This window comes from Rhodococcus sp. NPDC057297 (assembly GCF_042667435.1).
GTDB lineage: Bacteria > Actinomycetota > Actinomycetes > Mycobacteriales > Mycobacteriaceae > Rhodococcoides.
Window position 1 is genome coordinate 831,082 of sequence record NZ_JBHUZE010000001.1, and the last position, 25,671, is coordinate 856,752.

Consider the following 25,671-nt stretch of genomic DNA (forward strand, 5'->3'; position numbering starts at 1 on the left):
GGTTCGGTCCGTCTGACTGACCAGAGTCCGCTTTCGGTCCGGGGGCGGGAGGGGATACGCAACCTCCCTGCTCAGCCGATGAGGCGTCTGCAACCCCGCGATGAAATTTTGACTAATTCCAGAAAACACGAGATTTTTGGGTTGGATCTGGTTATCGTCGGTGTCATGACGACGGACCTGAGCAATGCGGATCGGCTACGTGCAGCCGGTCTACGGGTCACGCAGCCTCGCATTGTCGTCATGGACGTTGTGCACAGTCATCCACACGTCGACACGGATACTGTTTTCACGCTGGCTCGTACAGTCCTGCCAGCGGTGTCCCGTCAGGCCATCTACGACGTTCTCGATGCGGTGACGGCTGTCGGTCTCATGCGTCGTATCCAACCGGCGGGTCATGTGGCCCGTTACGAGATGCGCGTCGGCGACAATCATCACCATGTCGTGTGTCGCAGTTGTGGTCTCATCGCCGACGCTGATTGTGCGCTCGGTGAGGCTCCGTGCCTGACGCCGTCCCATAGCCATGGTTTCGTCGTCGACGAGGCCGAGGTCACGTTCTGGGGCTTCTGTCCCGATTGCGCGACCAGATCTTGATCATCGCCAGGCGTTGATCACAGCCCGAAAATGCAGCCCACCGGAAAGGACCACGCGTGACCTCCGACGCCCGCCCACCCCACTCCGACACGAAGACCGACAGCACCAGCGAGAGCGAAAATCCGGTCATCGAGTCGCCGAAGCCCAAGAGCGGCGCTCCACTGACCAACAAGGACTGGTGGCCCAACCAGATCGACCTGTCGATCCTCCATGCGCATACGTCCAAGTCGACGCCGTTGGGTGAAAAGTTCGATTACAAGGCAGAATTCGCGAAGCTGGACGTAGACGAGTTGAAGGCCGACGTCACGGCTGTGCTCACCGATTCGAAGGATTGGTGGCCTGCGGACTACGGCAACTACGGTGGTCTGTTCATTCGATTGAGCTGGCACGCGGCCGGTACGTACCGCGTGTTCGACGGCCGCGGTGGTGGCGGTCAGGGCGCGCAGCGTTTCGCACCGCTCAACAGCTGGCCGGACAACGCCAACCTGGACAAGGCTCGCCGCTTGCTGTGGCCGGTCAAGCAGAAGCACGGCAACAAGATCTCGTGGGCCGACCTGCTGGTGTTCGCCGGCAACGTTGCGCTGGATGCCATGGGATTCAAGACGTTCGGCTTCGCGTTCGGTCGTGAGGACATCTGGGAGCCCGAGGAAGTGTTCTACGGTCCCGAGGACAGCTGGTTGGGTACCGACAAGCGGTACACCGGCGAGCGTGAGCTCGCGAAGCCGCTCGGCGCAACCACGATGGGTCTGATCTACGTCAATCCCGAAGGGCCCGAGGGCGAGCCGGATCCGGTCAAGGCCGCGCACGACATCCGCGAGACGTTCGGCCGTATGGCCATGAACGACGAGGAGACGGCTGCGCTGATCGTCGGTGGTCACAGCTTCGGCAAGACGCACGGCGCCCGTCCCGCGGACAAGATCGGACCCGAGCCCGAGGGCGCACCGATCGAGCAGCAGGGTCTCGGCTGGAAGAACGGCCACGGCACCGGCAAGGGCGAGGATCAGGTCACCAGTGGTCTCGAGGTCGTGTGGACCAAGACGCCGACCAAGTGGGGCAACGGCTACCTCGAGAACCTGTACGGCTACGAGTGGGAGCTGCAGAAGAGCCCGGCGGGCGCATGGCAGTTCGTCGCCAAGGACGGCGCGGGCGCCGGTGAGATCCCGGACCCGTTCGGCGGTCCCGGACGCGCACCGACCATGCTCGTCACCGACATCTCGCTGCGTGAGGATCCGATCTACGCCGAGATCACCCGTCGCTGGCTCGACCACCCGGAGGAGCTGTCCGACGCTTTTGCCAAGGCCTGGTACAAGCTTCTGCACCGCGACCTCGGCCCCATCTCTCGCTACCTCGGTCCGTGGGTTCCCGAGGAGCAGCTGTGGCAGGATCCGGTTCCGGCGGCGACGTCCGAGCCGATCGACGATGCCGATATCGCTTCGCTCAAGTCGAAGATCCTCGACTCGGGAGTGACGGTGCAGCAGCTCGTGTCGGTCGCGTGGTCGTCGGCAAGCACGTTCCGCCACACGGACTTCCGTGGCGGCGCCAACGGCGCACGTGTTCGGCTCGAACCGCAGAAGAGCTGGGAGGCATCCGAGCCTGCCGTGCTCGCGGAGGTGCTGCCGAAGCTCGAGCAGATCCAGCACGATTTCAACGGTGCTGACGGACATCAGGTTTCGCTCGCGGACCTGATCGTTCTGGCCGGATCCGCTGCCATCGAGAAGGCTGCCAAGGATGCCGGGCACGAGGTGACCGTTCCGTTCACGCCGGGTCGCACGGACGCCTCGCAGGAGCAGACGGACGTCGAGTCGTTCGGATACCTCGAGCCCCGCGCCGACGGTTTCCGCAACTTCTACAAGAGCGACGAGGAGACGCCGGAGGAAGTTCTGTGGCTCGATCGCGCGTACCTGCTGAACCTGACCGCGCCCGAGGCAACGGTTCTGGTCGGCGGACTGCGTGCATTGGGCGCCAACCACAATGGCAGCAAGCTCGGCGTGTTCACGGACCGTCCGGGTGCGTTGACCAACGACTTCTTCGTCAACTTGCTGGATTCGGACACCGAGTGGAGCAAGGCCGACGACGGGTCCTACGTCGGGAAGACACGCAAGACCGGTGAGCAGCGGTGGACGGCTAGTGCCATCGATCTGAACTTCGGTTCGCACTCGCAGCTGCGGGCCATCTCCGAGGTCTACGCACAGGCAGACAACGGTAAGAAGTTCGTCGACGATTTCGTCGCGGCCTGGGTCAAGGTCGCGGACAACGATCGGTTCGACGTCCGCTAGCCCCTTCCTCTAGTCCACGTCCGTGAGTGGAGGTACATCGATGTATCTCCACTCACGGAGTTTGGGTTCTTCCAACCCGGGAATTCCACGCTGTGTGAAGGCAATACGAGGACCGCAGTGCGCATCGCGGTGACCGGTGCGAGCGGAAACGTGGGCACCGCTGTTCTGCGGGCTCTTCAAAATGCGTACCCGGATGCGCAGGTCGTCGGGTTGTCTCGACGGCGCCCGCCCCAGGAGCCGCCCTTCGACGGCGTCACCTGGGTTCAGGTCGATCTTGCATCCGAGGACTCCGAGAAAACTCTGCTCGACGCCTTCAGTGGGGTCGACGCGGTGGTTCATCTCGCCATTGCATTCCAGCCCATGCGGGATCGTCGATATCTGCGGCGGGTCAATGTCGACGGCACCGCACGTGTGGCGCGGGCTTGTGAGGCTGCAGGCGTCGGGCAGCTGGTTCATCTGTCGTCCGGTGGCATCTATGCGCCGGGGGCCTACGGCGTCGAGGTCGACGAATCCTGGCCCAGGACAGGGGTCGAGGCGTCCACGTACAGCATGGACAAGGCTGCTGCCGAGGACGTCCTGGACGGTCTGTCCACTCGAATGCGTGTTGCTCGTCTTCGTCCCGGGCTGATCAGTCAGTATTCGTTCGGCAGTGCGTTGTTGCGTTATGCGCTACCGGATCTCGTACCGTCCTCCGTCGTGGACGTCGTTCCGTTCCTACCCATCGACAGATCCTTCGTCGTTCCCGCAGTGCACAGCGACGACGTCGCCGACGCGGTGGTCAAGGTACTGCAGCGTCGTGCGTCGGGTCCGTTCAATCTTGCTGCCCCGACGCCGGTTCGGGCCGAGACGGTCGCGGATGCGTTCGGTGTTCGAATCGTGCCGACCCCGAAGAGGGTGTTGTCGGCCGCCGTCCGGGTGGGTTTCACAGCTCACGTCCTGCCGATTCATCACGGTTGGGTGGAGCTGGCCTTCGCGACGCCTTTGTTGAACGCCACCCGTGCCCGCGACGAATTGGGTTGGCAAGCAAGAAAAGACGGTCCGGCAGTGTTGAGGGAGACGGTGCGCGGAATGCAGGACCGCGCGTTCGGCGACGGTCCGCCGATGCGGAAGAGGACCGTGTCGGACACGGTGCGGTCCTTCGTTCGCCGTGGATTCGTTTCCCGTGGGCGGCCGTCCTGAAGAAGCGTTCTCAGCCGTTTCTTTTCTCGGCGAGCAGGGCGAGACGTCGCAATGCCTCGGAATTGCGTGGATGCACCAACAAGTGCTGTACCGAATCGGGAACGATGCTGGCCGGCATGGACGACGCATGTTCGATCATTTCGATTGTGCAGCCCGACGCCTGAGGATGAAGACGCAGTGTGATGTGGGCTTTTCCGAATGGTAATGCGCGGGCTTCGAGCTGTAATTCACGTCCCTCGTGCATTCCGACAGCCCGAGTCTCGTCGCTCAACACTGCTGGCCAGACTCCGACGGAGTGGTGAATTTTCGATCCCTCGGCGGGCCATTTCTCGTCGACTGCGCGGATGCGGCTCGCCCCGACCACCCACGTGGCGTACGTCCACCCGTCGGCGAGCACTTCCCACACGTTGTCGCAGCTGGCGGTGGTCTCACGTGAGGTGGGCATGGGGAACATCCTTCGCTGGGTAGATGTGCCCTGTACTACCCGCCGGCGACCTGTTTCACACTTCGTCGGGCACACGCCGCCGCAGGAGCCGTGAGGCTACGACGAGCGCCCCGACCATCGCGGTGACCAGGACCCCGTCGGACACGTCGAGAGCGAGTGCGATGGCGGTGAACAGCGTCGTCGCGCCGACGATGTCGAGCACGATCTTCGTCGGTACGGCGTCGAGAAGTATCGACTCCTCGGATTGGTTGCTGTCGTCAGCGTGTGCAGCGCGGTCGAGCGTCATCGGTGAAAGTCCCTTCTTGTCCGCGACCACTGTTACCCGTTTCGGGTGGAATCAATCCTTCGCATTCGCGTACTCGCGTACCGAACGGTCGCCACGGCGGACTTCGTCAATAACGATTCGTGGCCCGATTCTGCTTTTCCATTCGCTGTTGGATAGCCTTGAAGACAAATCCCTCGATACGAAAGGCCTCGCACCGTGGCGAAGCAGGTTATCTACGAATTGATCGATGACATCGATGGCACGTCGATCGACGAGGGCCAAGGGGAATCCATCGAATTCTCGCTCGACGGTGTCGACTACGTGATCGACCTGAAGAACAAGAACGCCAACGAGTTTCGCAAGAAGATCGAATTCTACGTCGAATACGCCACACGTGTCGGTGGGCGCAAGCGCAAGGCTGCACCGGCCGGTGCAGCACAGAGCGCGCCTGCTGTGTCCGCCCCGACCACGAAGCGTGATCCGGCACAGACTCGTGCGATCCGGCAGTGGGCCGCGGACAGCGGTTACGAAATCAACGACCGCGGCCGTATTCCCGCGGAAATCGTCGAGGCGTACGAAGCCGCCAACTGACAGCTGTTCTCATGTTCGTGTGAGAATCTCGACGGCCCCTGCAATACCTGGCAGCGTCGACGCTTGCTGCTGCAGCTCGCGCGCGCGAGTTGCGTAGCGGGGGTCGTCGAGTATTTTCGCTGTCGACGCTCCGACCTTCGCCGCCGAAATGGACTGGCTGACGACCCCGATTCCCAGTCCGCTCCAGGACACACGAGCCGCGACATCTGCTTTGTCCTGTGATTTGCCAACGGCGACAACGGGAACGCCATGGCGGATCGCGAAACCGACGCCGCCGTAGCCGCCGTTGGTCACGAAACCGGACAGGTGTGGGAACACCGCGTCGTACGGTAAGTGGGTAGCGGAATATGCGTTGTTCGGCAGCGAAGGCGGTCTGCCTGGTGCGGACACGATCACGTTGATCGGCCTGTCGGCGAGAGCTTTCAGAGTCGGCGCGACCACGTGGGACAGGTCGAGTTCCACCGAGCCCTGGGTGACCAGGATCGTCGGCTTGCTCGGATCGAGATCACTCCACCAATCCGGAAGCGGACCTTCACTTCTCGATACCGGTCCGATGTAGTGGACAGGACCGTCGGTCGGGAATTCGAACCCAGGGACCGTTGTCTGGACAATGTCGTCGACGAGCGTGAGCCAGTCCAGAACGAACACGTCGAGCACGCCACCGGCTCGAGTGACGCATGCGCGGGCAACCTTCTGAAGGCTCGGGCCCATCACGAGGTGTTCGACCGCGGACGTGGCCGCGGCATTGCGCAGCCGCGTCGGTACGTTGTGGGCTGGGTGCCACCCCAGACCGCCCGGTGGGCGGCCGCGGCCAGGGATCGACAGCGGATTGGTTCCCCAGGCGACGACGCGAGGTCGCGGCGACTGTGCGCGGGAGAGCAGCGGGACCACACCGAAGAACATGGATTCTGCGACGATGACGTCCACCGGGTGACGTGCCAGGATGTCGTCGATGGCGGCGGCTTGCTCTCCGATGGGCCTGATGAACAAGTGTTCCAGGTCGTGGAGACTGCGTCGTGCACCCGAGAGCGCACGGCGTGCGGGAAACGTCTCGTCCAAGTCCTGGACGCCGAAATCGAGCGCTCCCGGTAGAGGTTCGAACGAGGCGCCGGTGCGTTCCACCGCATCGCGGTAACGAGCACCGGCGAGGATGTCGACACGATGCCCCTGGCGTATCAGTTCACTCGCGACCGGAAGCAGAGGCTCGACATGGCCGTCGAAAGGCCCGGCGCAGAGGAGAACGTCGCGGCGGCTTGCAGTAGCTTCGCTGGTTGTCATGGGCGGGAGGTGAAGGCGAGCGCTCCACCGAGGCCGCAGAGGGCGATACCTGCGGTGCCGTCGATGGCCATCCGGGCGCGCCTGCGTCGGAGAAGGCCCTGCAAATGCACGGTGATGACCACGAACAGCAGCCACCACAGTGCACCGAGGGCAATGTCCACCACCCCGAGCACGACGATCTGCAGGGTCACGCCCGCGGCCGGGTCGATGAACTGGGGCAGTACGGCAACGAAGAACAGTGCGGCTTTCGGGTTGAGGACGTTGGCGAGGAATGCCTGAGCCCAGATCCGCCCGGATCGGTCGGTGGTGTCCGGCGCGGGTCTGCCGCGTACGGCGTCGCGCAGAGATTGGACACCGAGGAACACGAGATACGCGGCCCCGAGGAGCTTGACGACGGTGAACGCCTGAGAGCTCGCGAGCAGGACAGCGGACAGCCCGAGTGCCGCCACGGTCATGTGGACCATCAGCCCGCTCTGGACGCCCAACGCGGCGCGCAGACCGTCGGCTCGTGATCGCGACGAGTGTCTGAGCACCACGAACCAGTCGGGCCCTGGAATGACGTACGCCAGCGCCGCGGCGATCGCGAAACCCCACAACATGTGTGTGTTCACGACTTCACCGTAGCGAAAATCGCCCCGTGTGGTCGACAGCCGACGCCCGTTCGGGTGTGTGTTTCGACGACATCGAACGCTCCCAGCCGGTCCGTCAGCGCAGGTACGGGCCACCGATAGGCCGTCGTCACCGCGTGATCGAACGGGCCCAGTTCGGACCCTTCGAAGAACCCGATCAGCAGGCTTCCACCTGGTTGCAGCACCCGTGCGAATTCCTCGAGCGGCGCGGCGATCTCGTCCGGTGTGTGGTGGATGAGGGAGTACCAGGCCAGGATCCCGCCGACGGGTCCCTGCAGTTTCTCGGCGACCCCGACGTCGAACCGTCGCCCTGGATATCTGCGAGACGCATGTTCGACGAATTCGGGCGTCGGATCGATCCCCCGAATATTATGGCCGAGGGACGCGAGATGGTCCGTCCAGTGGCCAGGGCCGCAGCCGACGTCGACGATGGGTCCCGACACCGACGTCGCCCACTCGGTGACCAACTGCCGATCCGACGGATGCACCGCGCCCATCGAGTCCAGCAGGTGTACGTATTCGGCGACACGATCGGAGTAGGCGGTCACCGACCAACGGTAGCCTTTCCGGCATGCGGAGCTGAGCGGTACCTAGCTCCGCGCCACTCCCATACTCAGCGTCGCTCGACGGGAATCCAGAGCTCGCCGCGTCCCGAAGTCCAGTCGGCGCTCTTCTCGGTGACGGTCAGCAGTTCCGGCCCCGGGACCACTTGGTAGGGGTTGGAAGGGAACCATTCGCTGAACGCGTCGGCCCAGAGTTGTTGCAGTGCAGACTGAAAGTTCTCCGACGCCTGCGCCTCGAACACCACCCACTTCGACGGCGCCACCCGGAGCGAGTCCCACTCCGGATGGTGCGTCGACGACGCCACCGCGAAGTAGTAGTCGAACAGGCTCCCGTCTTCTCGATCCTGCTCGAATCCGTCACTGACGAACAAGATCTCGGGTAACTCCGGAACGTCGGCGACCGCTTCGAGCGCCTGCCCGGTTCCGGTTTTCAGGCTCTGGTGGAACTCCGTCATCGCAGTGTTCTCGCCCTGATACTTCAAGGGGATTCGCGTTTTTCTACCGACGATGTGGAACTCCGGCAGGTCGACTATTCGGTATCGCATGGTGCTCCGTCCTTCGATGGTCAGGTGAAATGTCACCGCTTGCTGCGAACGAAGGACTGCACCCGGCCTGCGTGCCGCCGATGGCGTCAGGCCGTTCATCTGGCGGAACGCCCGAGTGAAGGCGTCCGACGACGAGTATCCGTACTTGGACGCGACGTCGAGAATTCCGACACCGTCGAGAATCTCCGCGGTTGCCAACGTCATTCGGCGGGCTCGGATGTAGTGCGACAGCGGCATGCCTGCCAGCGCCGAGAAGACGCGTCGGAAGTGATACTGCGAGGTGAGCGTGATCCGCGCAAGCTCCGTCGCGTCGATCTCACCCGCCAAGTTGTCCTCGATGTAACCGAGAGCATCGTTCCACCGACCGAGCATGCCGTCCTGCCTTCCTTCGTTCTGACCGAAACGATAGGAGTGCTCCCAGTGTGGATTCTCGACTTTCCGTGCCGTGAACTGTCGGTGATGCTACCAATGCCAGGCGTCACCGCCGACGTTCTCGATGGTCTGCTGCAGCACTCGAATGGTCGTCGCGAAGTCCTCCGGGCTGACCCCCTGCATCCGTTCGGTGTGTAGGTCGCGTTGGACGTCGGCGGCGTCGCGGAACTTGTCGGCGCCCGCGTCGGTGAACGTCAGCCTGGTGTCTGTTTGCGTCACCCACCCCTTGTGCGTTGCGGAGTCGATGGCGTCGACGATCGCCTGTGGGGTGTCGTTGTGGCCGATCAGCTCGATGGTCGCATCACGATTGACGCCTCCCGGGTGCAGAGAAAGTTGGTGGAGAAGCCACCATTCGGGTTGTGCCACATCGATGTCGCGGAGCGCGCCCTGGGTCCGGGTGCGGATCGCTTCACCTGCGCGGACGGTCCAGAATCCTATGGGTTGCTTTTCCGGCGGTTGCATGTCCCGTGTCGTGTTCATGTAGTCGACGGTAGAAGCTCGAGTGCACTCGAGGTCAAACGCTGCGTCAGGATGCATACTCGTGAGATGGCAGACGAGTTCACGTGGTCGCAGTTCTCGTCGATCGTGCTGATTTTCGTCGGTGTGCCGACCGTGATCGGCGGTTGTGCGGTGTGGTCAGCGCTGTGGTCGGAGAGGGCACGGTTCGCCGGGCAGACGGGTAGTGGACGAGTGGGAGTGTGGGGCACCGGTTCGATTGCGTTCGTCGGTGGGTTCGTGGCGTGCGCCGGATGGCTGAGCTGGTCGGCCGACTACAGGGGAGAGGTCCGAGGGCCCGGATTGCCCGCGCCGAACCAGTTTCCGACGTGGCAGGTAGTAGCCTGCGGTGCAACGGTTGTCGGAGTGTGTTTCGGCGCAGCACGGCTGTCCAGGTGGGCCCGTGCCGGCGGGTTGGCCGCTGCCCTGGGCACCGCAGGGGGATTCACGACTGCATTTGCGGTCAGCGCGAGCACCGATTCGACAGGGCAGGCTGGCGTGGGAGTGTTGCTGTCCCAGGTCGGCTGGCTTTCGGCGCTGGTGGTTCTGATGCTGGCTCGCGCGAAGATCCTGACGCGCAATTCACGTACGCACCACGGACCTACGCGTCGCACCGGTACCAGTGGCTGCGACGCGTAGGTCGGGTCCGCGAATCGCGCGTGGGGATTCGTAGCCCGAGTCAGCAGCTGACGTCGTCGTTCGGCATGACCCCGTCGACCAGGTAGTCGGTGATGACGTCCTGGGCGCATTGGTTCTGCCCGAGAGCGTAGACGCCATGGCCGCTGCCGTCGGCGGTGAGCAGTCGTGAGCGGTCGCCGAACATCTCGTTGATTCGTTCGCCGTTGCTGAACGGGGTGACCGGGTCGCGCTGGTGCTGTGCGACGAGGATGTTCGTCGGTCCGTCGGCCTCCACGGGCACGGGTGGTTCGGTGTGCTCGAGCTGCCAGTACGCGCAGGGCATGATGTTCGCGGCTGCGGCGCCGAACAGTGGGTTCTTCTCGCGGTCTTCTTCGATTGCCTGCTTGTAGACCTCCGGGTCGCGGGGCCATTCGACGTCGTTGCAGGTGACCGCCAGGAAGACCGACCAGGTGTTGTCGAATGCGGACGCTCCTTGTCCGACGGGTGGGCCCTCGGAGGGGAGTGTGTCCAGCGCTGTCCTCCACATCTGCGCCGTCGCGTCGTACGAGGCCGGGTTGTACAGCGCCACGAACATTCCGAGCCGGAAGCTGCGGCCGTCGAGTCCCTCGACAGGTTCGCGATCCAGCTTGTCGGCGATGGTGAAGTACGTCTGCCGTACTTCCTCCGGCGTACTGCCCAATCGGTACTGCTCGTTGCGCTCCGCTGCCCAGTTCGCGAAATCGGGGAAGGTGTCCTCCATGCCTTCGGAGTAACTACGCATACCGTCGCGGTCGAGGTGTGTGTCACCGATGTTGCTGTCCAACACTATTCGGTCGGTCTTGTCCGGGAACAACGATGCGTACGCACCCCCGAGGGCGGATCCGTAGGAGTACCCGAGGAAGTTGCCCTTCTCGTCTCCGAGTGCTTGGCGGATGCTGTCGAGGTCGCGCGCCATGTTGGCCGTCGTCACGTGCTTCATGCGGCCGTCGTCGCCCTCGGCGCAGTTCTCGGCGACGCGCCTCGCTACGGTGTTCTGTTCGTCGAATGCGCTGTCGTCGTAGGCATACGGTGGAACTGCTCCGCGGTACTGGATGTCGTCGGTGATTCCGCAGTTGATGGGCGACGAGTGTCCGACTCCGCGTGTGTCGATACCGATGAGGTCGTAACTGTCCAGTGTCTCCTGTGGTATTCCGCGTTCGACGAGGAACTTGGGTTGGTCCAGTCCGGTGCCGCCGGGGCCGCCGGGATTGAGCATGAGCGAGCCGCGTCGCTCGTCGGGATTCGTCGACGCGAGCTTGGAGATGGTGAGGTCGATCCGTTCGCCGTCCGGGTCATCGTAGTCGAGTGGTACGGGCACTGTCGCGCACTGCAATCCGGTGCTGTCGAAGTTGTCGGGGCAGGCCGACCACGTGATCGGTTCGTTGTGTGTGGTCCAGTCGTATGCGGCCGAGGCGGGAGGTGGGTGCGCGTCCGTGTCCGGGGTGGAGGACGCCGAACAACCGGCGATCACCGTTCCGGACGCCGCGAGGATCAATGCTGGGCGAATCACTTTCATGGTGTGTTTCCTTTCGGTTCAGTTGGCCGCTGCGTCGAGCAGCCAGTGGTAGCGCAGGCGAAGGCCGCGCTCGATGCTGGCGACGGCGGTGGCAAGGGTGAGCGTGATGTTCAGCCACACCGGCAAGCTGACGGGTGAGGTGAAGACTCCGAGGGAGTCGACGATGGGCGGTGCCTTCGACACCGCGTCAGCGAGCTGCAGGAGCAGTAGCACGACTCCGACGATCAGCATCGTTGCCGATACCGCCCCGATGGCGCGGCTGGCGATCGGGTGGTGGCGGTCGAGGCGTGCCCGACGCCCCTCTGCCGACGCGGGGTCCGGCACGAGCTGATGCTCGGTACCGTCGTCGGCGATGAAGTGGCAGCGTTTGAGGCCGAAGCCGCTCATCGCGACGTCGATGATGCCGTCGTCGACGGTGAACGCCGCCGGCAGTTTCGATTCTGCGAGGTGGCGCCCGTCCCGGTAGAGGTCTGCCTTGACGTCTCCCGAGCTCTGGTTCTGCCAGTGCCTGACGTCGATCGCGTACTCCGTGTTCTCGCGCTTCAGGTAGAACAGCGCGCGGCCGGGCAGTTGCCACCAGCGAAATGGCTGTAGTGCGCGTCCGTCGCCCACTCGCACCCGGCGGGTGGCCCTGCGCTGTTTCCATTCGTCGAACACTGCTCTTCCTTTCCTGGTGAAAGCACTAGCACGCTGTACTGTCGTAAGCGATGAGCCGACACTAGCACACTGTGCTAGCACGGCGTGCTAGTCGAGTGGAAAGAGGGAGACGATGGCAGAGGTGCTCGATACGCGAGCGAAGATCATCATCGCGGCGTGCGAGATGATCGGCGAGGATCAGGCGTCGACGCTGAGCGTGCGCTCGGTGGCCGCGCGCGCCGGAGTGAGCATGGGGTCGCTACGGCACCACTTCCCGACGCAGCGCGCGCTTCGTGATGCTGTTCTCGAGACCATCTACGACGTGGTGACGACGGACGACCAGGTCATTCACGACGAGACAGTGCCGGCGCGCGACCGCTTGGTGCAGTGCCTGCGTCTGATTCTGAGCCCGCTCGTCGGCGACAAGGCGCGGGAGGCGTGGTTGAACTTCATGGCATCGTTCGTGGAACCCGAACCCACCGAACGGCTTCGCGCCTCGTACGCGGCGATCACCGACGAGGGTAGGCGCAGGGTCGAACACTGGTTGGGCGTCCTGGACAAGGAGGGAGCCCGCGCCGACGGCGACCTGGGTCAGCAGGCAATGTTCCTCAACACCGTCGTCACCGGCCTGTCGCTGGATCGGGCGGTGCCCATCGACCATTCGGTTCTGCACACCGAAACCGCCACACTGTATTTCGCAGTGGACGCGGTGCTGAAGCCCGCCTCCGGCGGGTGAGTCAGCCGGGGAGAGTCCCCCCGAACCAGGTGGTCAGTGCGGCGGACAATCCGTCGTCGGTGCCCTCTCCCACCCAGGCGACGTAACCGTCCGGCCGCACGAGTATGGCTGTCGGCGCCGGAACTTCGCCCATCACGGGCAGTTCCCACGGCCCGTCACATCGCGCGCGCACTCCGTTCACCGACGGCCCGGAGAATTCGAGTAGTACCGGCGCGGCAGAGTGCAGCAATTCGAACACCCTGGTCGGCCCGGTATCGGTGACGAGGTCCAGGTCCGGCATGCGCCGCCCCAGAAGCGGATGTCCGACGCCCATCTCGTAGGTCACGTCGAGCCCGGAGATCAACGCTGCCATACGAGTTGCCCCATCGCCGACGACTATCTCGTCGAGCAGATCCTTCATTGCCTCTTGCCGCGGGTCGGCTTTCTGGAAGAGCGATTGCGCCATCGTGTATTTCAATGCTCGTGCGCCGGCGGGGTGCCGTTCGGAATGGTAGGTGTCCAGCAGTGCGTCGCTGCTGGTGCCCCGCACTACCTGAGCCAGCTTCCACCCGAGATTCACTGCGTCCTGCAGTCCGAGACCGATGCCTTGGCCTCCCGTCGGCGAATGCACGTGTGCGGCATCGCCGGCGAGCAGGATTCGACCTTTCCGGTACGACGCCGCCTGGCGCGTGGCGTCGGTGAATCGGGACAGCCAGGTGGGTGAGTGAACGCCGAAATCGGTGCCGAACACCTCCACGAGACCGCGCCGGAGATCGTCGAGCGAGGGCTCGGTGCCTCGCTGTAGCTCCTTCTCGGTCAGTACCACTCTCACCGTGCCGTCGCCCATGGCGTGCAGGCCGTGAACACCGCGTTCGTCGATCTTCCCGGCAGTGGGAAGTTCTTCGGTGACGGATACGTCGGCGATCAGGCTGCTGCGGGTGGCGTCGGGTCCGACGAAGTCGATTCCGGACTCCCGACGTACGACGCTCCGGCCGCCATCGGCGCCGACGACGTACTGCGCGTCCAGTCTCTCGCCTGAATCGAGAACGACTGCAGCGTTGTCGACGGCTGAACAGTCGACCGAGGTGACCTCGCTGGTACGTCTGATGGTCACGCCGAGTTCGAGGGCGTGTTCCAGCAGTAAACGCTCGATGTGATTCTGGAACAGCGCAAGGGTGTACGGATGGCGGGTGGGTAGCTGTCCGATGTCCAGCCGCGTACCGGCGAACGACGCCACCTGTACGGTAGTGCCCTCGTCGAGGAACCGTTGGGCTATGCCTCGCTGATCGAGTAGTTCGATTGTGCGGGAGTGTATTCCGCCGCCTCGGGAACCCACGAGGTCCTGGGACGAGCGTCGATCCAGGAGAAGGGCGTCCACCCCGGCCGATTTCAGTTCGGCGGCGAGCATCAACCCCGTCGGACCGCTGCCGACGATCACCACGTCATACACGACGACCTCGCTTTCGGGAGGGTACGAGTAGCGGGACGAGTCGAACGTACGCCACCATGCCGAGCAACTCCACCAACGTTTGCGTTACCACGACCACCGCGGCTACCGACAGAGAATCCGGCAGAGCGAGCGCCAACGGCAGCACGACGAGCGAGTTACGGGTAGCGCCGGAGAAGACGAGGGCACGCGTCGCAGGTACGTCCTGGCGAGCGATCCGTCCCGCAGCCAGACCGACGAACGCCATGACCACGAGAAACGCGATGAATACTGCTGCGGCGGAAACCAGTTCCGTTCCGCGGTCACGAACGGAATCGATCTGCGACGCGACCACCACCAGCAGCGTGGCCATCATCAACGGAACCATCGCTTTCGCTGCGGTGTCCATAATTGTCCGGCCAATTGCGTGCCGGCGTGCCACGGCCTGTGTCGCAGCCGCCGATCCGAGGGGAACGACGATGAGTAGGAAGAACGCGTGGACGAACGGCGTCACATCGATGACAGCCACGACGTCGGAGCCGACGAACATCCACAGATACAGTGGCAGAAACGCGATTTGAAGGAGCATCAAGAGCGGTGCGGCGGCGAGCAGACGCTGTGACGCGGCTCCCGCCAGTCCGCTGAACACGATGACGTAGTCGATGCACGGTGCGAGCAGCACCAGCAGAATTCCGACGAGAACGGCCTCGTTGCCGGAGACGAACCGCGTCAGAGCGAACACCACGACCGGTACTGCCACGAAATTCAGTACTACCGCAGCTCCGAGGAACCTACTGTCCTTCAACGCGTTTCCGATCGACGCGAACGGGACTGCGAGGAACGTCGCGTACAACAGCACGATCAGGACCGGGTTGATGGCGTGTTCGAACACCGGCGCCGACTGCGGTGACGCCAACCCCACCACGGCTCCCACCGTCAAAGCAGCCAGATACAGAGCGATCTGGTGCTTCTCGAGCCAGGTGTGCATATTCGTCACAGTAGTGGGCCGCGTCGTGTTCCGGTGTTCGGCTCCTACCGGTAGTCGAAACGGATGAACACTGTGTCGTTCGGCCCGTGGGTGCTCACGTGGGCTCGCACCTGATACACCTCCCAGATCAAATCCTCGGTCAGTACCGCAGCCGGGGTGCCCGCAGCGACCACTCTGCCCTGCGACAACACCACCATATGGGTGCAGAACATCGCTGCGAGGTTGAGATCGTGCAACGCAACGACGCTGGTGATGGGCAGCCGGGAAACGAGGGACAGCAATTCGAGCTGGTGATGGATGTCGAGGTGATTGGTCGGTTCGTCGAGCAGAAGCTCGCGCGGTTCCTGGGCGAGGGCGCGCGCGATCTGTGCCCTCTGCCGCTCGCCACCGGACAGTTGGTGCCACAATCGGTGCGCCTTGTCGGTCAACCCGGTGTGTTTCAACGCAGCGTCGACTGCCTTCTGGTCCGCCGACGCATTACCGCCGAACGCGCCACGGTGCGGGATGCGGCCGAGCCGAACGACGTCTGCGACGGTGATGTCGAAATCCGTGTCGGCGTGCTGACTCACCACGGCAACGGCTTTCGCGATGTCGCGTCGACGCATGCCGGCCAGTTCCGCGTCGTCGAGCGTGACGACGCCGGACGTCGGCTTGACGGCGCCGTTCATCAGTTGCAGCAGTGAGGATTTGCCGGATCCGTTGGGGCCGAGCAGTCCGACGGTATCGCCGGGCGCCGGTGTCAGGGTCACCCCGTCGACGACGAGAGCACCCCCGCGCTGCCACCGCACGTCGGACGCTGCGAGTGTCATGCGGACTTCTTCCGTCTGGCCAGGATGGCGATGAATGCAGGAACTCCCACCAGCGCCGTGCCGACGCCGACGGGCAGAGGCGTCGGCGCGAAGGCGACGCGGGAGACGGCGTCGACCCAGACCATGAACACCGCGCCCATCAGCGCGGTCACGGGGATCAGCCGGTTGTGTCGTGATCCGATGAGAAATCGTGCGGCGTGCGGCAGTACGAGGCCGACGAATCCGATGGCGCCTGCGACACTGACGAGCGTCGCGGTGATCAGCGCGGTGACGACGAGCAGTGCAGTACGTGCTGCGCGCACGTTGATTCCGAGGGAGGACGCCACCTCGTTCCCGAAGCTGAAGGCGTCGAGGACGAAGGCGTAATAGAAGCAGAGGGCGACTCCGACGGCGACCACCGCGACGCACAGGGCGACGTCGTCCCAGCGAACGCCTTCGAGTGATCCGAGTAGCCAGAACATGACGCCGCGGGTCTCGTCGGAATCGGCGAACGCGAATATCACGAGCGAGGTCAACGCCGAGAAGAGTTGTGTGCTGGCCACACCCGCGAGGATGACCCGGTCGTTGTTTCCGCCCGACAGGTGGGCGAGCAGTAGGACGAGTCCGAACGCGACGAGGGCGCCGACGAACGCTCCACCGGACAGCCCCAGTGCGGCACCACCGATTCCGAGGATGCCGACGACGACAGCACCTGTCGAGGCTCCCGAGCTGATACCGAGAACGAACGGGTCCGCCAGCGGGTTTCGCAGCAGCGACTGCATGATGACACCGCAGATGCCCAGACCACTCCCACAGGCGGCGGCGACGAGGCTGCGAGGTAGTCGCTCCTCCCACACGATCGCGTTCTTGGACACCTTCACCGGAATGTCGGTAAGACCCAGATGATTGGTGACGACATCGCGCACGTTGACCAGTGACACACTCGCAGGCCCCAGCGTCATCGCGATGGCGACCGATGCCACGAGCAGGGCGAGGCCGCCCACCAGAACGGCGGGCAGACCCAGCTTGCGACGTGCGGCAGGCGCCGTGGTGTTCAGGACTGTGGTGTTCAGGACTGTGGTGTTCAGGACTGCGGGCCCATCTCGCGCAGGCCCGCGGCGACTTTCTCGACACCGTCGACGAGCCTGATGGACGGGTTCATCTCGGCTCCGTGGAGGGAGATGTAGCGCTTGTCCTGCACGGCCTGCATGGTGTTGGTGACCGGGTCCGATTCCAGGAACGCGATCTTGTCGGCGAGGAGGTCGCCGGGGAAGCGGGCACGAAGCAGATCGCCGAGCACGAGCACGGACGGGCCGCGGTCGACCATGGTCTCCCACCCGACGGCAGGCCAGTCGTCGTCCAGGTCGGAGTAGACGTTGGTGGCGCCGACTGTCGTCGCGATCAGGTTGGCGGAGCCGAGTCCGCCGGCGACGTAGGGACTCTTGGTGTCGGCGAACCAGAACGCCATGGTCTCACCGGTTTCGGCCAGTTCGGCGGTCGCGGCGGTCATGCGATCCTGCAGTTCGGTGACCAGGGCGGCGCCGCGGTCCTGCACGTCGAAGATCTCGGCAATCTCGGTGATCTCCTGGTAGAGCGCATCGACTGTCAAGGGGTTGGTTCTGGTGTTGCCGCCGTTGATGCTGAGGCCGTTGTCGCAGTCGGTCGGCGACAGGTAGGTCTGGGCGCCGGTCTCGGCGAAGCGGGCACGCTCGGCGACGCCGCCCTCCTTGAAGTGACGGCCGAACGACGCGGTGACGAAGTCGGGGTCGGCGTCGAGCACCACCTCGTAGGTGGGTGCGTTGTCGGCGAGGCGGGGGACGTCGGAGTTCGCCGCTTCGAGGTTCTCTCGCACTGGGTCGGTCCACGACGCGGTGCCGACCATGCGTTCCTGCAGGCCGAGAGACAACAGGATCTCGGTCGAATTCTGGTCCAACGACACCACGCGCTGCGGGGGAGCATCGACGGTGACCGACTCGCCGCAGTTGTCGAGGACGAGTGGGTAGGCCGTGTCGCCGTTGCCGCCGACGGCGTCGGAATCGGTGACGGCCTCGGATTCACCGCACGCGGTGAGAAGTCCAGCGACGACGGCCATGGCGCCGACGCGCCTGAGCAATGCACTCACGATGAACACTTTCTGGGACGGCACAATGCGTGAGTGGACGCGGCATGTCTGCGCGATCCACTCGCGCAGAACGTACGAGGCGACGAACGCGGATAGGCTAACCTATGCCGATCCCCGAAGTCATATCGCGCTGGGACTATTGAACGAACGAGGGGATTGATCGTGGCGGCGGGCGTCGACGGCCGACATTCGAGATGGCGCTGGTCGTTCCTCACCGAGTTGGCGCGGGCAACCCCGACGATCCGGCTTCTCGTGCTGACCCAGATGACGTTCAACATCGGATTCTTCATGGTGCTGCCGTACCTGTCGGTGCACTTGACGTCCGATCTGGGGCTCGGTGCGGCGGTGGTGGGTGTGGTCCTCGGGATCCGCACGTTTTCGCAGCAGGGACTGTTCTTCATCGGCGGCACCCTGGCGGACCGATGGGGTATCAAGCCGATCGTTCTCGTCGGCTGCGGCATCCGGGTGCTCGGATTCCTCGGAATGGCGGTCGCAGGTTCACTGGCCGGTGTGGTCGCGGCGACGGTGGCCATCGGCTTCGCAGCCGCGTTGTTCTCCCCCGCCGTCGAGTCCGCGATCGCCATCGAGGCGGGAAGAAGTGAGCGCGACGACGGGCCCAGCCGGGTCGAGACGTTCGCGCTGCTGTCGGTGTGCAATCAAATCGGCTCGTTCACCGGCCCGCTGATCGGATCGGTACTGCTGGTCGTCGACTTCCGTGTCGCCTGCACGGTCGCTGCCGTAATTTTCGTCGGCGTCATCGGAGCACACCTGAGATGGCTGCCGAACGAACCGGGCGAGCACCGAGGCGAGTCGTGGCTCTCCGGGTGGAACGACGTGGTGCGCAACAAGACTTTCGTGTTGTTCGCGGTCGCGATGAGCAGCCAACTGGTGGCGTACAACCAGCTGTATCTGCTGCTGCCCCTGGAGGTCGAACGGGCATGGGGATCGCAGGCAGTGCTGGGGTGGTTCTTCGCGATCTCCGCGGTGTTCGTGGTGTCCTCGCAGATGGGCATCACCCGCATGGTCGGCGCACGATCACCCCGGGTCACGTTGCCGGCCGGATTGGCAGTCATGGCACTGTCGTTCGTGGTCGTGGCACTGACGACTCCCCTCGGGCTCAGCGGGTTCGTCGGCCTGCTCCCGGCGGCAGGTTTCGTTGCCCTGCTCGCACTCGGGCAGATGATCGCCATGCCGCAGGCCCGTGACATCGTCCCGCGATTGGCCGGTGAGCGCAGGCTGGGTGCCTACTACGGCTTCATGGCATCACTCGGAGGCATCGGCGTTCTGATCGGTTCGGTCGCAATCGGGGCAGTCATCGACGCGGCTCCATCGACGGGGTGGGGGTCGAGCACGCCGTGGCTCGTGGCCGCCGTCTTCCCCCTCGCCGGCGTCGTGGGTATCCGCTTGGTGCTGAGGAGCCTCCCTTGAGGGCTCGGGACCGGGCCTGAAGCTCCACTATTCGGTGCTGACGGGCAGATCCGGGAATATGAGGCCACAAATTGGAGCGTCAGGCACCCCTGGTAAGCCGGAATCCGAATCGGTACGCGATGATCCCTGCGACAGCCCCGAGCGCCGCACCCATCAGAGGGGCGAACCAGACGGCCCGTCGCAGGAACAGCCCCGATCGAACCTGGAACGAGATGTCCTGCGAGGTCTCGTAGGCGTGGCTCATCTGCACTCCCCGCAGCGGTTCGTACACACCGTTGTACTCGACCTCGGAGAGGGAGTATGCCTGCTGAACGAGCTCGAGAACCGCAGGGAGAAGACCGACAACAGCACCGGTGAGGCTCAGCAGCAGCACGAGTGAACGCACGGTGCGTATCGTAACGAGTCGTGTCGGACGAGGCGTACGGACGGGTGACCAATCCGGAGCGGTTCGCGCCGCTGGTGACTGCGGCGAAAGAATTTGCGGACGAGGTGGCGACACGGTTCGACGTCGATGTCACTCGTGTGGCCGGTGACCCGGGTTCGCAGGTGGTCGAGGCCGTTCACTTCGTACCAGCGCAGGACGATCAGGCGCCGTTGATCGTCTCGTTCACGTCGTTTCCCGGAGTGCTTCTCGATGTGGGTGCATCACAGCGAATCGCGTTGCCCGCGTGCGGGTGCGACGCGTGCGAAGAGGATGTCGAGAATCTGATCGGCCACCTGAACAGGTACCTCTCCGCTCTCGTCTCGGGGCAGTTTTACGAGCGCATCGTCGATTCGATGGTCGAGCATGTGTGGGAAGGCGGTAATTGGCGCAATTCGGGTCGTAGCCCGATTCCCGAGTTACGTGTCGCGATGCCCGAGGATGGGCGATGGAAGCGGTGGTCTCCGAAGTGACCGGTCAGAAGTCCTGCTCGAATCGGTACCAGTCTCCGCTCCAGTCGTAGAACTCGATGGCCTCGTCGTACTGTGGCCGGCCCGGCGCCGGGGGACCGTCGGGGAGGTAGCCGAATCCAATGGAGCCGCCCAGTCCGCTGTCGACGAAGACAAGGCACCCCGTCCCCAGTGGGCGGACGGCCACCACGGTGTAGACGCCGATTCGTTGACCCCCGGATGCGGAACGGCATTGCGAGACAGTCTCCGTCAGCGCGTCCTCGGATACTGCGAACGCAACGGTCCGGGGCAGCGACAACGCCACCGCGCCGACGGTGAGTAGTACGAGAACGGGTGCGACGACACTCCACCCCCGTGCCCGGTACTTGGACCAGCCGATGAGGGCGAATGCCGACCACAGCACCGCGATCACCACGAGCGGGACCACCGCGAGACCGAGGTACAGGCCGTTGGGACTGGGAGGCGTGAAGGCCCACAGAACGAGGCCACACCCGAGCGCTACCAGCACCGTGGTGACGGCGGACGCCCAGTTCCACCATGTCCGATCGGTTGCAGGCATGGTCGCCGACCCTACTTGATTCCACTCCGCGCGAAGGCCATAGGCGCTGTTGGCCTCGGGTCCACATGTAGATCGACCCGCTTCGGTGCGGTGCAGGCCCCCGCTGTGGCAGGCGGCTGAACTTCGGTCGAGAGGTTCGAGCTAGGGCCCGAACATTTCGAGGAACTGCTCGAGGGTGGGTAGCGCGGGAGGTGCTACGACTCCCGGGGACAGGTCGATGCCGCCGAGGGCGCCGAGGACGTCGTCGGTCTGGGCTGCGGCCGAGCCGTAGGTGTTGGCGGCGACCGAGAAGCCGTCGCCGATGGATGCGGAGGCGACGACGCTGGACGCGTCGTCGGCCCAGCCCCATTTGGTTCCGGTCACATCGGCGAGCTCGCCTGTGCCCCAGTCCTGCTGGGTGCCGTCGGTGGCGACGGGACTCGACGAGTTCATCCATCCCAGGATCGGGCTGGCCGGGTCGGTTCTTTTCTTCGCTTCCAGGAAGCGGACGGTATCTGCAGTGCTGGTGTAGGAACTACCCCAGAAACCTCCTCGCGAGGTCGACGGCAATCCGAACTCACCGGCGGTGGCGTCGATGGCGTTCGGGTACTTCGAGTCCAGTGCGGACGCGGCGCCGTCGTCGCTGGATTGGATCATCCGTGCTGCGAGATCGCGGTCACCGGCCGACCCGTCTCCGTGTCGTAGTGCGTAGTCCGCCAGGTACAGCTTGACCGTCGACAACCCTGGTCGGGCGTCGTTCTCGTTGGCGGTTCCCAGGCGCAGCCCGCTGGGCGAGTGCTCGAAGGAGATCGAGGTCCGAGCAGGTACGTCGGCGAAGTTCTCGGGACCGGGGAGCGCCGACGCCGGTGCCGCCGCTGCGAATGCGCAGGCGACGGCGGCGAGGGGCGCGAGGGACAGGTGTCGTAGCGACGGCATGCACGGTGGTACCCCGTTATGGAACCGGTCAATCCGGACTCAGCGAAGAGCGTCCGCGATGCGGGGAACCAGAGTGTCGATGGCGTACGGAATCGACAGCACCGAGTTGTAGGTGATCGCGCCGCGCTGGTCGAGGGTGGCGGGAATGATCGCTCCGTTGCGGCCGGCGGTGGTGTTGGCGAACGAAGCGTTCTCGGCGACGATGTCGAATGTCTCGTCGGGTCCGAGGACGAGCATGACGTCGGCGTCGAGCATGTTGACGTTCTCGGCCGAGAATTCGACGTAGAACGTGTCGCCGGTGTCGCCGTCGAGTACGGGCTGCGGCGTCGCGAACCCGAGGGAGGTGAGGAACTGTCCGCGTCCGTCTCCGGGGAGGAAGCCTGCGTACACGCCGCTGTAGGACATGACGGCGACGCCGGTCTTGCCTGCGAACTCGGGATGCGCGGCGACGGTGTCGGCGATCAGAGCGTCGGTCTCCTCGTTGAGCCGTACCCCTTCTTCCTTCATTCCCATTGCGGTGGCGATGGTTTCGGTTGCAGCAGCGCGAGGCACCGCATACGCCGCCGTACCTTCCGGCCGTGCGACGGTGGGTGCGATCTCGCTGAGCTTGTTGTACGTCGCCTCGTCGAACCCGGCGTTGAGGCCGAGAATCAGGTCGGGTGCGAGCTCGGCGATCTGCTCGAGGTTGGGTTCCGAGTCGGACTCGATGCGGGTGAGTTCGGCGTCGCCGACTTGTTCCTGCGCCCACGGGCCGAGCCCGGTTTCGTAGAACGCGAAACCACTGTTTCCGACGGGAACGTGGCCGAGGGCGAGTACGACGTCGGCATCGGAGACCCCGAGGGTGACGATGCGTTCCGGCGTCGACGGCACTTCGGTGCTTCCGAAGACATGCTCGATGGTCACGGGGAACTCGCCGGTGGGGGCGGTGGACGTCGTCTCGCTTTCCGAGTGGGAACACCCTGTCAGAACGCCTGCGAACAGCATCGCGCCGGCTATCGCTGCACCGATTTTCATCGAACTCATCAACCCGATCTGTGATTCCGCCTATTTGGTCAGGCAACCCTAACCCTTCTCGTCGAGAAGGATGAGCTCGAGGGTTCGTGTCGTAGCCATGTGGCACCGTGGTCGGTGTGACACTGTTCGGTATCGACGTCAGCAATCATCAGGGCAACTTCGATTTCGCCGCGGCCAAGGCCGAAGGGTTCGCGTTCGCGACGCACAAGATCACCGAGGGGTCCGGGTATCGCGATCCGTTCTGGCCGCGGGCCGCTGCGGAGATGGCGACGCATTTTCCCGGGCGGTGGGGCGGGTACGTGTTCTGTCGAACGAACACCGAGCCGGCGGCCGAAGCGGAGACGCTGCGCAATCACGCTGGTGGCGTTGATTTTCCGCTACAGGTGGATTACGAGGACACGACGAACGGCGGGTCGGTGGACGATCTTCTCCGGCGGTTCGACGCCTACCGCGCGGTGGGGTTCCAGCAGTTTCTTCCGGTGTATCTTCCGCGTTGGTTCTGGGAAACCCGGATGGGCAGTGCGCCTCTGGAGCGATTGCCGGTGGGGGTCTGGAACAGCGATTACGTGACCGGGCGTGACTTCGCTTCCCGGTTGTATCCCGGGGACAACTGGGCACCGGCTCGTGGTGGTGGTGGCAGTTTCGGAGGCTGGGCGGACATGGGGGGCAAGCCAGTGCAGATCCTGCAGTTCTCCGAGAGTGCCTCGGTAGCCGGTCAATTCATCGACGCCAACGCTTTTCGGGGCGACGACGCGGCGCTGGCCGAGCTGTTCAGAACACCTGCGTGAACTGGTACCAATCACCGTCGTAATGGGAGTACTCGATGTCCGGTCGTCCGGCATAGTGGGTGTACGAGTTCGGGATTCCCAGCGGGAGGTAGGCCAGGCCCACGCCGTCGACTCGGCCACCGCCCCGCACGTACAGCACGCAGCCGCCGTGCCCTGCCGCATCTGGATCGACCGGCATCGTGTGCCACACGCGGTACAGCCCCACCCGTCGTTCGGCGGTGTCGACGTCGGGGCACTCTTCGGCGGTCGCAGTCAGGGCGCCTTCGGACACGGCGAAGGCAAAGGCCGACGGTATGGACAACGACACGAGGACGGCGGTGACCAGCGCAAACACAGGCGCGATCGCCGTCAGCCGTAGCGTCCGATACTTCGCCCACCCGACCAGGCCCAGCAGCAGCCACACCGCGGCCACGGCGAGCACGGCACCCTGCGCGATGCCGAAGTACAGGTAGTTACGTTCGGGCGGTACGTACGCCCACAGCACGAGCAGGCACACGAGAGCGGCGAGTGCCGCCACCACGATCGTCAGTCCAACCCACCACGGCGCCCCCCTGGGCCTGTCGGTCATCCACGACACTGTGCCACGTCGGCGCCGAGTTCACGCGCGTTTCGGCGGGGGCACCGTGATGGAGGCGATGAGTGCGGCGTTGACGGGGTCGTCCCAGGCGCTGGGGGTGATGTTTCGCACCTGCCCATCAACCACCCCGCGGTTCAGGTCGATCCGCGTCGTCGTTCCCGCCTCGAAGTCGAGCTTCAGCATCTCGTCGGTTTCGTGTACCTGCCATTCGATTCCGTGCGGGCCGTAGGCGCGATCTGCTCGGGAGAACGTCATGTCGGGCCGATCCTCCTCTGCAACATCGATTGTTCGCCGGTGTTGCTCGTCGAGGACCCGGACCTTCGTGCTCGGCCAGGTTCGGATCACCCCGTGTCGACGGTTGTGCATCATGTGCGATCCGGACGCGTCGATCAGATAGAGGGACCCGCCGACCACGGCCGACGCGCTGGAGCCCGTCGTGGCGTACCGGTCGATGATCACGGAGTTCTCGTCGACGACAGTGCATCGGTGGACGTCGTGTTCGGACGTGATCCAACACCCGCCGGGGACGGCGTGGAGGCGTCGGGTCCAGCGGTTGTCGGTCGGTTCGATGGTGAGCGGCAACAGAAACCGGGTAGTCGAGGGAACGGCACCTGCTGCCTCGACACGCAACAGGACGGGGTCCGACGCATGCATGACCCACACGTCGCTGCCGTCGCTTGACACGGCGCCGGCGACGAAAGGCGTTGGTGGTGAGAGCATATCGAGATCGAGATCGACGAGGATCCCTGTCGTCTGCATGTGGCCGTTCTCCATGGGCTCAGGATCCCACCAAGGATCACCCGTGGGGACGGCGTCGATCTCGTCGAGGCGCTCGGTTCCGTCGACTCCGCGCCAGCCGTTGTCGATGTTCTCGACTTGCTTGTGCACGAGGTGCATTCGCTCGATTCGACCGTGCACCCGAGCGGGTCGGTCGATCGCTCGGTCGTCGAGGACCGCACTGAGCCTCCCGTCGAGCATCACCGACCCGTTCATGGGGTAATCCGCCCACCACTGCCCGCTCCAGCCGTCGCCGTAGACGAGGTGCAACCACCGGAGTTCTCCGTCCCGCCCTCGGGGACCGGCTCCGAAGGCGGGACGGGCTGTGGCCCTGCGTTTGTCGTCGAGCACCGAGCGGACGGGGCCCGCCGAGTGGTGCTCGAGGGCGACGTCGACCACGTCGCCCACCGATGCACGTGGGAACGACCCGTCTTGGATGACCCAGCCTGCGACGAATATGCGCAGAGCTTTCGGTCGTTCCGCGGACTCCACTCCTGGCTTGCTCATGTCAGTCCCGACGCACTAGGGGAACCGTGCGGCGAAGCGTCACGGGCGTCGGGTCACCGTGCGAGTAACCGTACACCC

General features: G+C 64.5%; 29 protein-coding genes. 9 read left to right on the forward strand and 20 right to left on the reverse strand.

Annotated features, from left to right (window positions below):
- Positions 1-165: 165 nt before the first annotated feature.
- From ACFULT_RS03845 to ACFULT_RS03855, 3 genes are all read left to right on the forward strand, one after another.
- Positions 166-591, forward strand: coding sequence for a Fur family transcriptional regulator (locus tag ACFULT_RS03845; protein ID WP_080733053.1), 426 nt, complete (start codon positions 166-168; stop codon positions 589-591).
- A gap of 56 nt (positions 592-647) precedes the next feature.
- Positions 648-2,867: a catalase/peroxidase HPI gene (katG, locus tag ACFULT_RS03850; RefSeq protein WP_378480653.1), complete on the forward strand. Its 2,220-nt coding sequence runs from the start codon at positions 648-650 to the stop codon at positions 2,865-2,867.
- A gap of 117 nt (positions 2,868-2,984) precedes the next feature.
- Positions 2,985-4,046: an NAD-dependent epimerase/dehydratase family protein gene (locus ACFULT_RS03855; protein WP_378480654.1), complete on the forward strand. Its 1,062-nt coding sequence runs from the start codon at positions 2,985-2,987 to the stop codon at positions 4,044-4,046.
- A 10-nt stretch (positions 4,047-4,056) separates the two neighbouring features.
- Here ACFULT_RS03855 and ACFULT_RS03860 read toward each other — a convergent pair whose 3' ends face one another.
- Both ACFULT_RS03860 and ACFULT_RS03865 read right to left on the reverse strand, forming a co-directional pair.
- Positions 4,057-4,491 (reverse strand): SRPBCC family protein, encoded by a 435-nt coding sequence (locus ACFULT_RS03860; RefSeq protein WP_378480655.1) that lies wholly within the window; start codon positions 4,489-4,491, stop codon positions 4,057-4,059.
- Positions 4,492-4,546: 55 nt separating this feature from the next.
- On the reverse strand, positions 4,547-4,777 hold the full coding sequence (locus ACFULT_RS03865; RefSeq protein ID WP_378480656.1) for a hypothetical protein: 231 nt from the start codon (positions 4,775-4,777) through the stop codon (positions 4,547-4,549).
- A 195-nt stretch (positions 4,778-4,972) separates the two neighbouring features.
- Between ACFULT_RS03865 and ACFULT_RS03870 the strand changes: the two genes are divergently transcribed.
- The gene (locus ACFULT_RS03870; RefSeq protein ID WP_037111878.1) at positions 4,973-5,347 is read left to right on the forward strand and encodes an Lsr2 family protein; all 375 of its coding nucleotides are present in this window, start codon (positions 4,973-4,975) and stop codon (positions 5,345-5,347) included.
- Positions 5,348-5,356: 9 nt separating this feature from the next.
- Here the strand turns inward: ACFULT_RS03870 and ACFULT_RS03875 are convergent, their stop codons facing one another.
- From ACFULT_RS03875 to ACFULT_RS03895, 5 genes are all read right to left on the reverse strand, one after another.
- Positions 5,357-6,625 (reverse strand): glycosyltransferase, encoded by a 1,269-nt coding sequence (locus ACFULT_RS03875; RefSeq protein ID WP_378480657.1) that lies wholly within the window; start codon positions 6,623-6,625, stop codon positions 5,357-5,359.
- Positions 6,622-7,236: a LysE family translocator gene (locus ACFULT_RS03880; protein WP_378480658.1), complete on the reverse strand. Its 615-nt coding sequence runs from the start codon at positions 7,234-7,236 to the stop codon at positions 6,622-6,624. The genes ACFULT_RS03875 and ACFULT_RS03880 overlap by 4 nt, the downstream gene beginning before the upstream one ends.
- On the reverse strand, positions 7,233-7,802 hold the full coding sequence (locus ACFULT_RS03885; RefSeq protein ID WP_378480659.1) for a class I SAM-dependent methyltransferase: 570 nt from the start codon (positions 7,800-7,802) through the stop codon (positions 7,233-7,235). The genes ACFULT_RS03880 and ACFULT_RS03885 overlap by 4 nt, the downstream gene beginning before the upstream one ends.
- A 65-nt stretch (positions 7,803-7,867) precedes the next feature.
- Positions 7,868-8,734 (reverse strand): helix-turn-helix domain-containing protein, encoded by an 867-nt coding sequence (locus tag ACFULT_RS03890; RefSeq protein WP_378480660.1) that lies wholly within the window; start codon positions 8,732-8,734, stop codon positions 7,868-7,870.
- Between the two features lie 90 nt (positions 8,735-8,824).
- Positions 8,825-9,274 carry a MarR family winged helix-turn-helix transcriptional regulator gene (locus ACFULT_RS03895; RefSeq protein WP_378480661.1) on the reverse strand — a complete coding sequence of 150 codons (450 nt, stop codon included), beginning with the start codon at positions 9,272-9,274 and terminating at the stop codon, positions 8,825-8,827.
- A 66-nt stretch (positions 9,275-9,340) separates the two neighbouring features.
- Between ACFULT_RS03895 and ACFULT_RS03900 the strand changes: the two genes are divergently transcribed.
- Complete coding sequence (locus ACFULT_RS03900; protein WP_378480662.1) at positions 9,341-9,928, forward strand: hypothetical protein; 588 nt, start codon at positions 9,341-9,343, stop codon at positions 9,926-9,928.
- Between the two features lie 40 nt (positions 9,929-9,968).
- Here ACFULT_RS03900 and ACFULT_RS03905 read toward each other — a convergent pair whose 3' ends face one another.
- Both ACFULT_RS03905 and ACFULT_RS03910 read right to left on the reverse strand, forming a co-directional pair.
- Entirely contained in the window at positions 9,969-11,462 is a 1,494-nt protein-coding gene (locus ACFULT_RS03905) for an alpha/beta hydrolase (RefSeq protein ID WP_378480663.1), read from the reverse strand.
- A gap of 18 nt (positions 11,463-11,480) precedes the next feature.
- Positions 11,481-12,119 carry a hypothetical protein gene (locus ACFULT_RS03910; RefSeq protein WP_378480664.1) on the reverse strand — a complete coding sequence of 213 codons (639 nt, stop codon included), beginning with the start codon at positions 12,117-12,119 and terminating at the stop codon, positions 11,481-11,483.
- 112 nt (positions 12,120-12,231) lie between these two features.
- Here ACFULT_RS03910 and ACFULT_RS03915 point away from each other — a divergent pair, with 112 nt between their 5' ends.
- On the forward strand, positions 12,232-12,834 hold the full coding sequence (locus ACFULT_RS03915) for a TetR/AcrR family transcriptional regulator (RefSeq protein WP_378480665.1): 603 nt from the start codon (positions 12,232-12,234) through the stop codon (positions 12,832-12,834).
- Position 12,835: 1 nt separating this feature from the next.
- On the opposite strand, the gene ACFULT_RS03920 is transcribed toward ACFULT_RS03915, so the two are convergent.
- The 5 genes from ACFULT_RS03920 to ACFULT_RS03940 all read right to left on the reverse strand — a co-directional run bounded on the left by ACFULT_RS03920 (position 12,836) and on the right by ACFULT_RS03940 (position 18,161).
- Positions 12,836-14,263, reverse strand: a complete 1,428-nt coding sequence (locus ACFULT_RS03920; RefSeq protein ID WP_378480666.1) for an FAD-dependent monooxygenase — start codon at positions 14,261-14,263, stop codon at positions 12,836-12,838.
- Positions 14,256-15,227, reverse strand: a complete 972-nt coding sequence (locus ACFULT_RS03925; RefSeq protein WP_378480667.1) for an arsenic resistance protein — start codon at positions 15,225-15,227, stop codon at positions 14,256-14,258. The genes ACFULT_RS03920 and ACFULT_RS03925 overlap by 8 nt, the downstream gene beginning before the upstream one ends.
- A 44-nt stretch (positions 15,228-15,271) precedes the next feature.
- Positions 15,272-16,036, reverse strand: coding sequence for an ABC transporter ATP-binding protein (locus ACFULT_RS03930; RefSeq protein WP_019665682.1), 765 nt, complete (start codon positions 16,034-16,036; stop codon positions 15,272-15,274).
- Entirely contained in the window at positions 16,033-16,998 is a 966-nt protein-coding gene (locus ACFULT_RS03935) for an iron ABC transporter permease (protein ID WP_094720082.1), read from the reverse strand. The genes ACFULT_RS03930 and ACFULT_RS03935 overlap by 4 nt, the downstream gene beginning before the upstream one ends.
- 101 nt (positions 16,999-17,099) lie before the next feature.
- A complete protein-coding gene (locus tag ACFULT_RS03940) occupies positions 17,100-18,161 on the reverse strand; it encodes an ABC transporter substrate-binding protein (protein ID WP_378480668.1) in 1,062 nt (353 codons plus the stop codon).
- Between the two features lie 138 nt (positions 18,162-18,299).
- Here ACFULT_RS03940 and ACFULT_RS03945 point away from each other — a divergent pair, with 138 nt between their 5' ends.
- Positions 18,300-19,565, forward strand: coding sequence for an MDR family MFS transporter (locus ACFULT_RS03945; RefSeq protein WP_378480669.1), 1,266 nt, complete (start codon positions 18,300-18,302; stop codon positions 19,563-19,565).
- A gap of 79 nt (positions 19,566-19,644) precedes the next feature.
- Here the strand turns inward: ACFULT_RS03945 and ACFULT_RS03950 are convergent, their stop codons facing one another.
- Positions 19,645-19,950 (reverse strand): hypothetical protein, encoded by a 306-nt coding sequence (locus ACFULT_RS03950; RefSeq protein ID WP_378480670.1) that lies wholly within the window; start codon positions 19,948-19,950, stop codon positions 19,645-19,647.
- A 20-nt stretch (positions 19,951-19,970) separates the two neighbouring features.
- On the opposite strand from ACFULT_RS03950, the gene ACFULT_RS03955 reads away from it, so the two are divergent.
- Positions 19,971-20,459 (forward strand): DUF6226 family protein, encoded by a 489-nt coding sequence (locus ACFULT_RS03955; RefSeq protein WP_378480671.1) that lies wholly within the window; start codon positions 19,971-19,973, stop codon positions 20,457-20,459.
- A 4-nt stretch (positions 20,460-20,463) separates the two neighbouring features.
- Here ACFULT_RS03955 and ACFULT_RS03960 read toward each other — a convergent pair whose 3' ends face one another.
- From ACFULT_RS03960 to ACFULT_RS03970, 3 genes are all read right to left on the reverse strand, one after another.
- Complete coding sequence (locus tag ACFULT_RS03960) at positions 20,464-21,015, reverse strand: hypothetical protein (RefSeq protein WP_378480672.1); 552 nt, start codon at positions 21,013-21,015, stop codon at positions 20,464-20,466.
- Between the two features lie 141 nt (positions 21,016-21,156).
- Entirely contained in the window at positions 21,157-21,930 is a 774-nt protein-coding gene (locus tag ACFULT_RS03965; protein ID WP_037111851.1) for a hypothetical protein, read from the reverse strand.
- Between the two features lie 39 nt (positions 21,931-21,969).
- Complete coding sequence (locus ACFULT_RS03970) at positions 21,970-22,953, reverse strand: ABC transporter substrate-binding protein (protein ID WP_378480673.1); 984 nt, start codon at positions 22,951-22,953, stop codon at positions 21,970-21,972.
- A gap of 107 nt (positions 22,954-23,060) precedes the next feature.
- Between ACFULT_RS03970 and ACFULT_RS03975 the strand changes: the two genes are divergently transcribed.
- Positions 23,061-23,732 (forward strand): glycoside hydrolase family 25 protein, encoded by a 672-nt coding sequence (locus ACFULT_RS03975; protein WP_378480674.1) that lies wholly within the window; start codon positions 23,061-23,063, stop codon positions 23,730-23,732.
- Here the strand turns inward: ACFULT_RS03975 and ACFULT_RS03980 are convergent.
- On the reverse strand, positions 23,716-24,300 hold the full coding sequence (locus tag ACFULT_RS03980; protein ID WP_378480675.1) for a hypothetical protein: 585 nt from the start codon (positions 24,298-24,300) through the stop codon (positions 23,716-23,718). The two genes, ACFULT_RS03975 and ACFULT_RS03980, sit on opposite strands and share 17 nt — an antisense overlap.
- Positions 24,301-24,330: 30 nt before the next feature.
- Positions 24,331-25,593, reverse strand: a complete 1,263-nt coding sequence (locus tag ACFULT_RS03985) for a hypothetical protein (protein WP_378480676.1) — start codon at positions 25,591-25,593, stop codon at positions 24,331-24,333.
- Positions 25,594-25,671 lie beyond the last annotated feature (78 nt).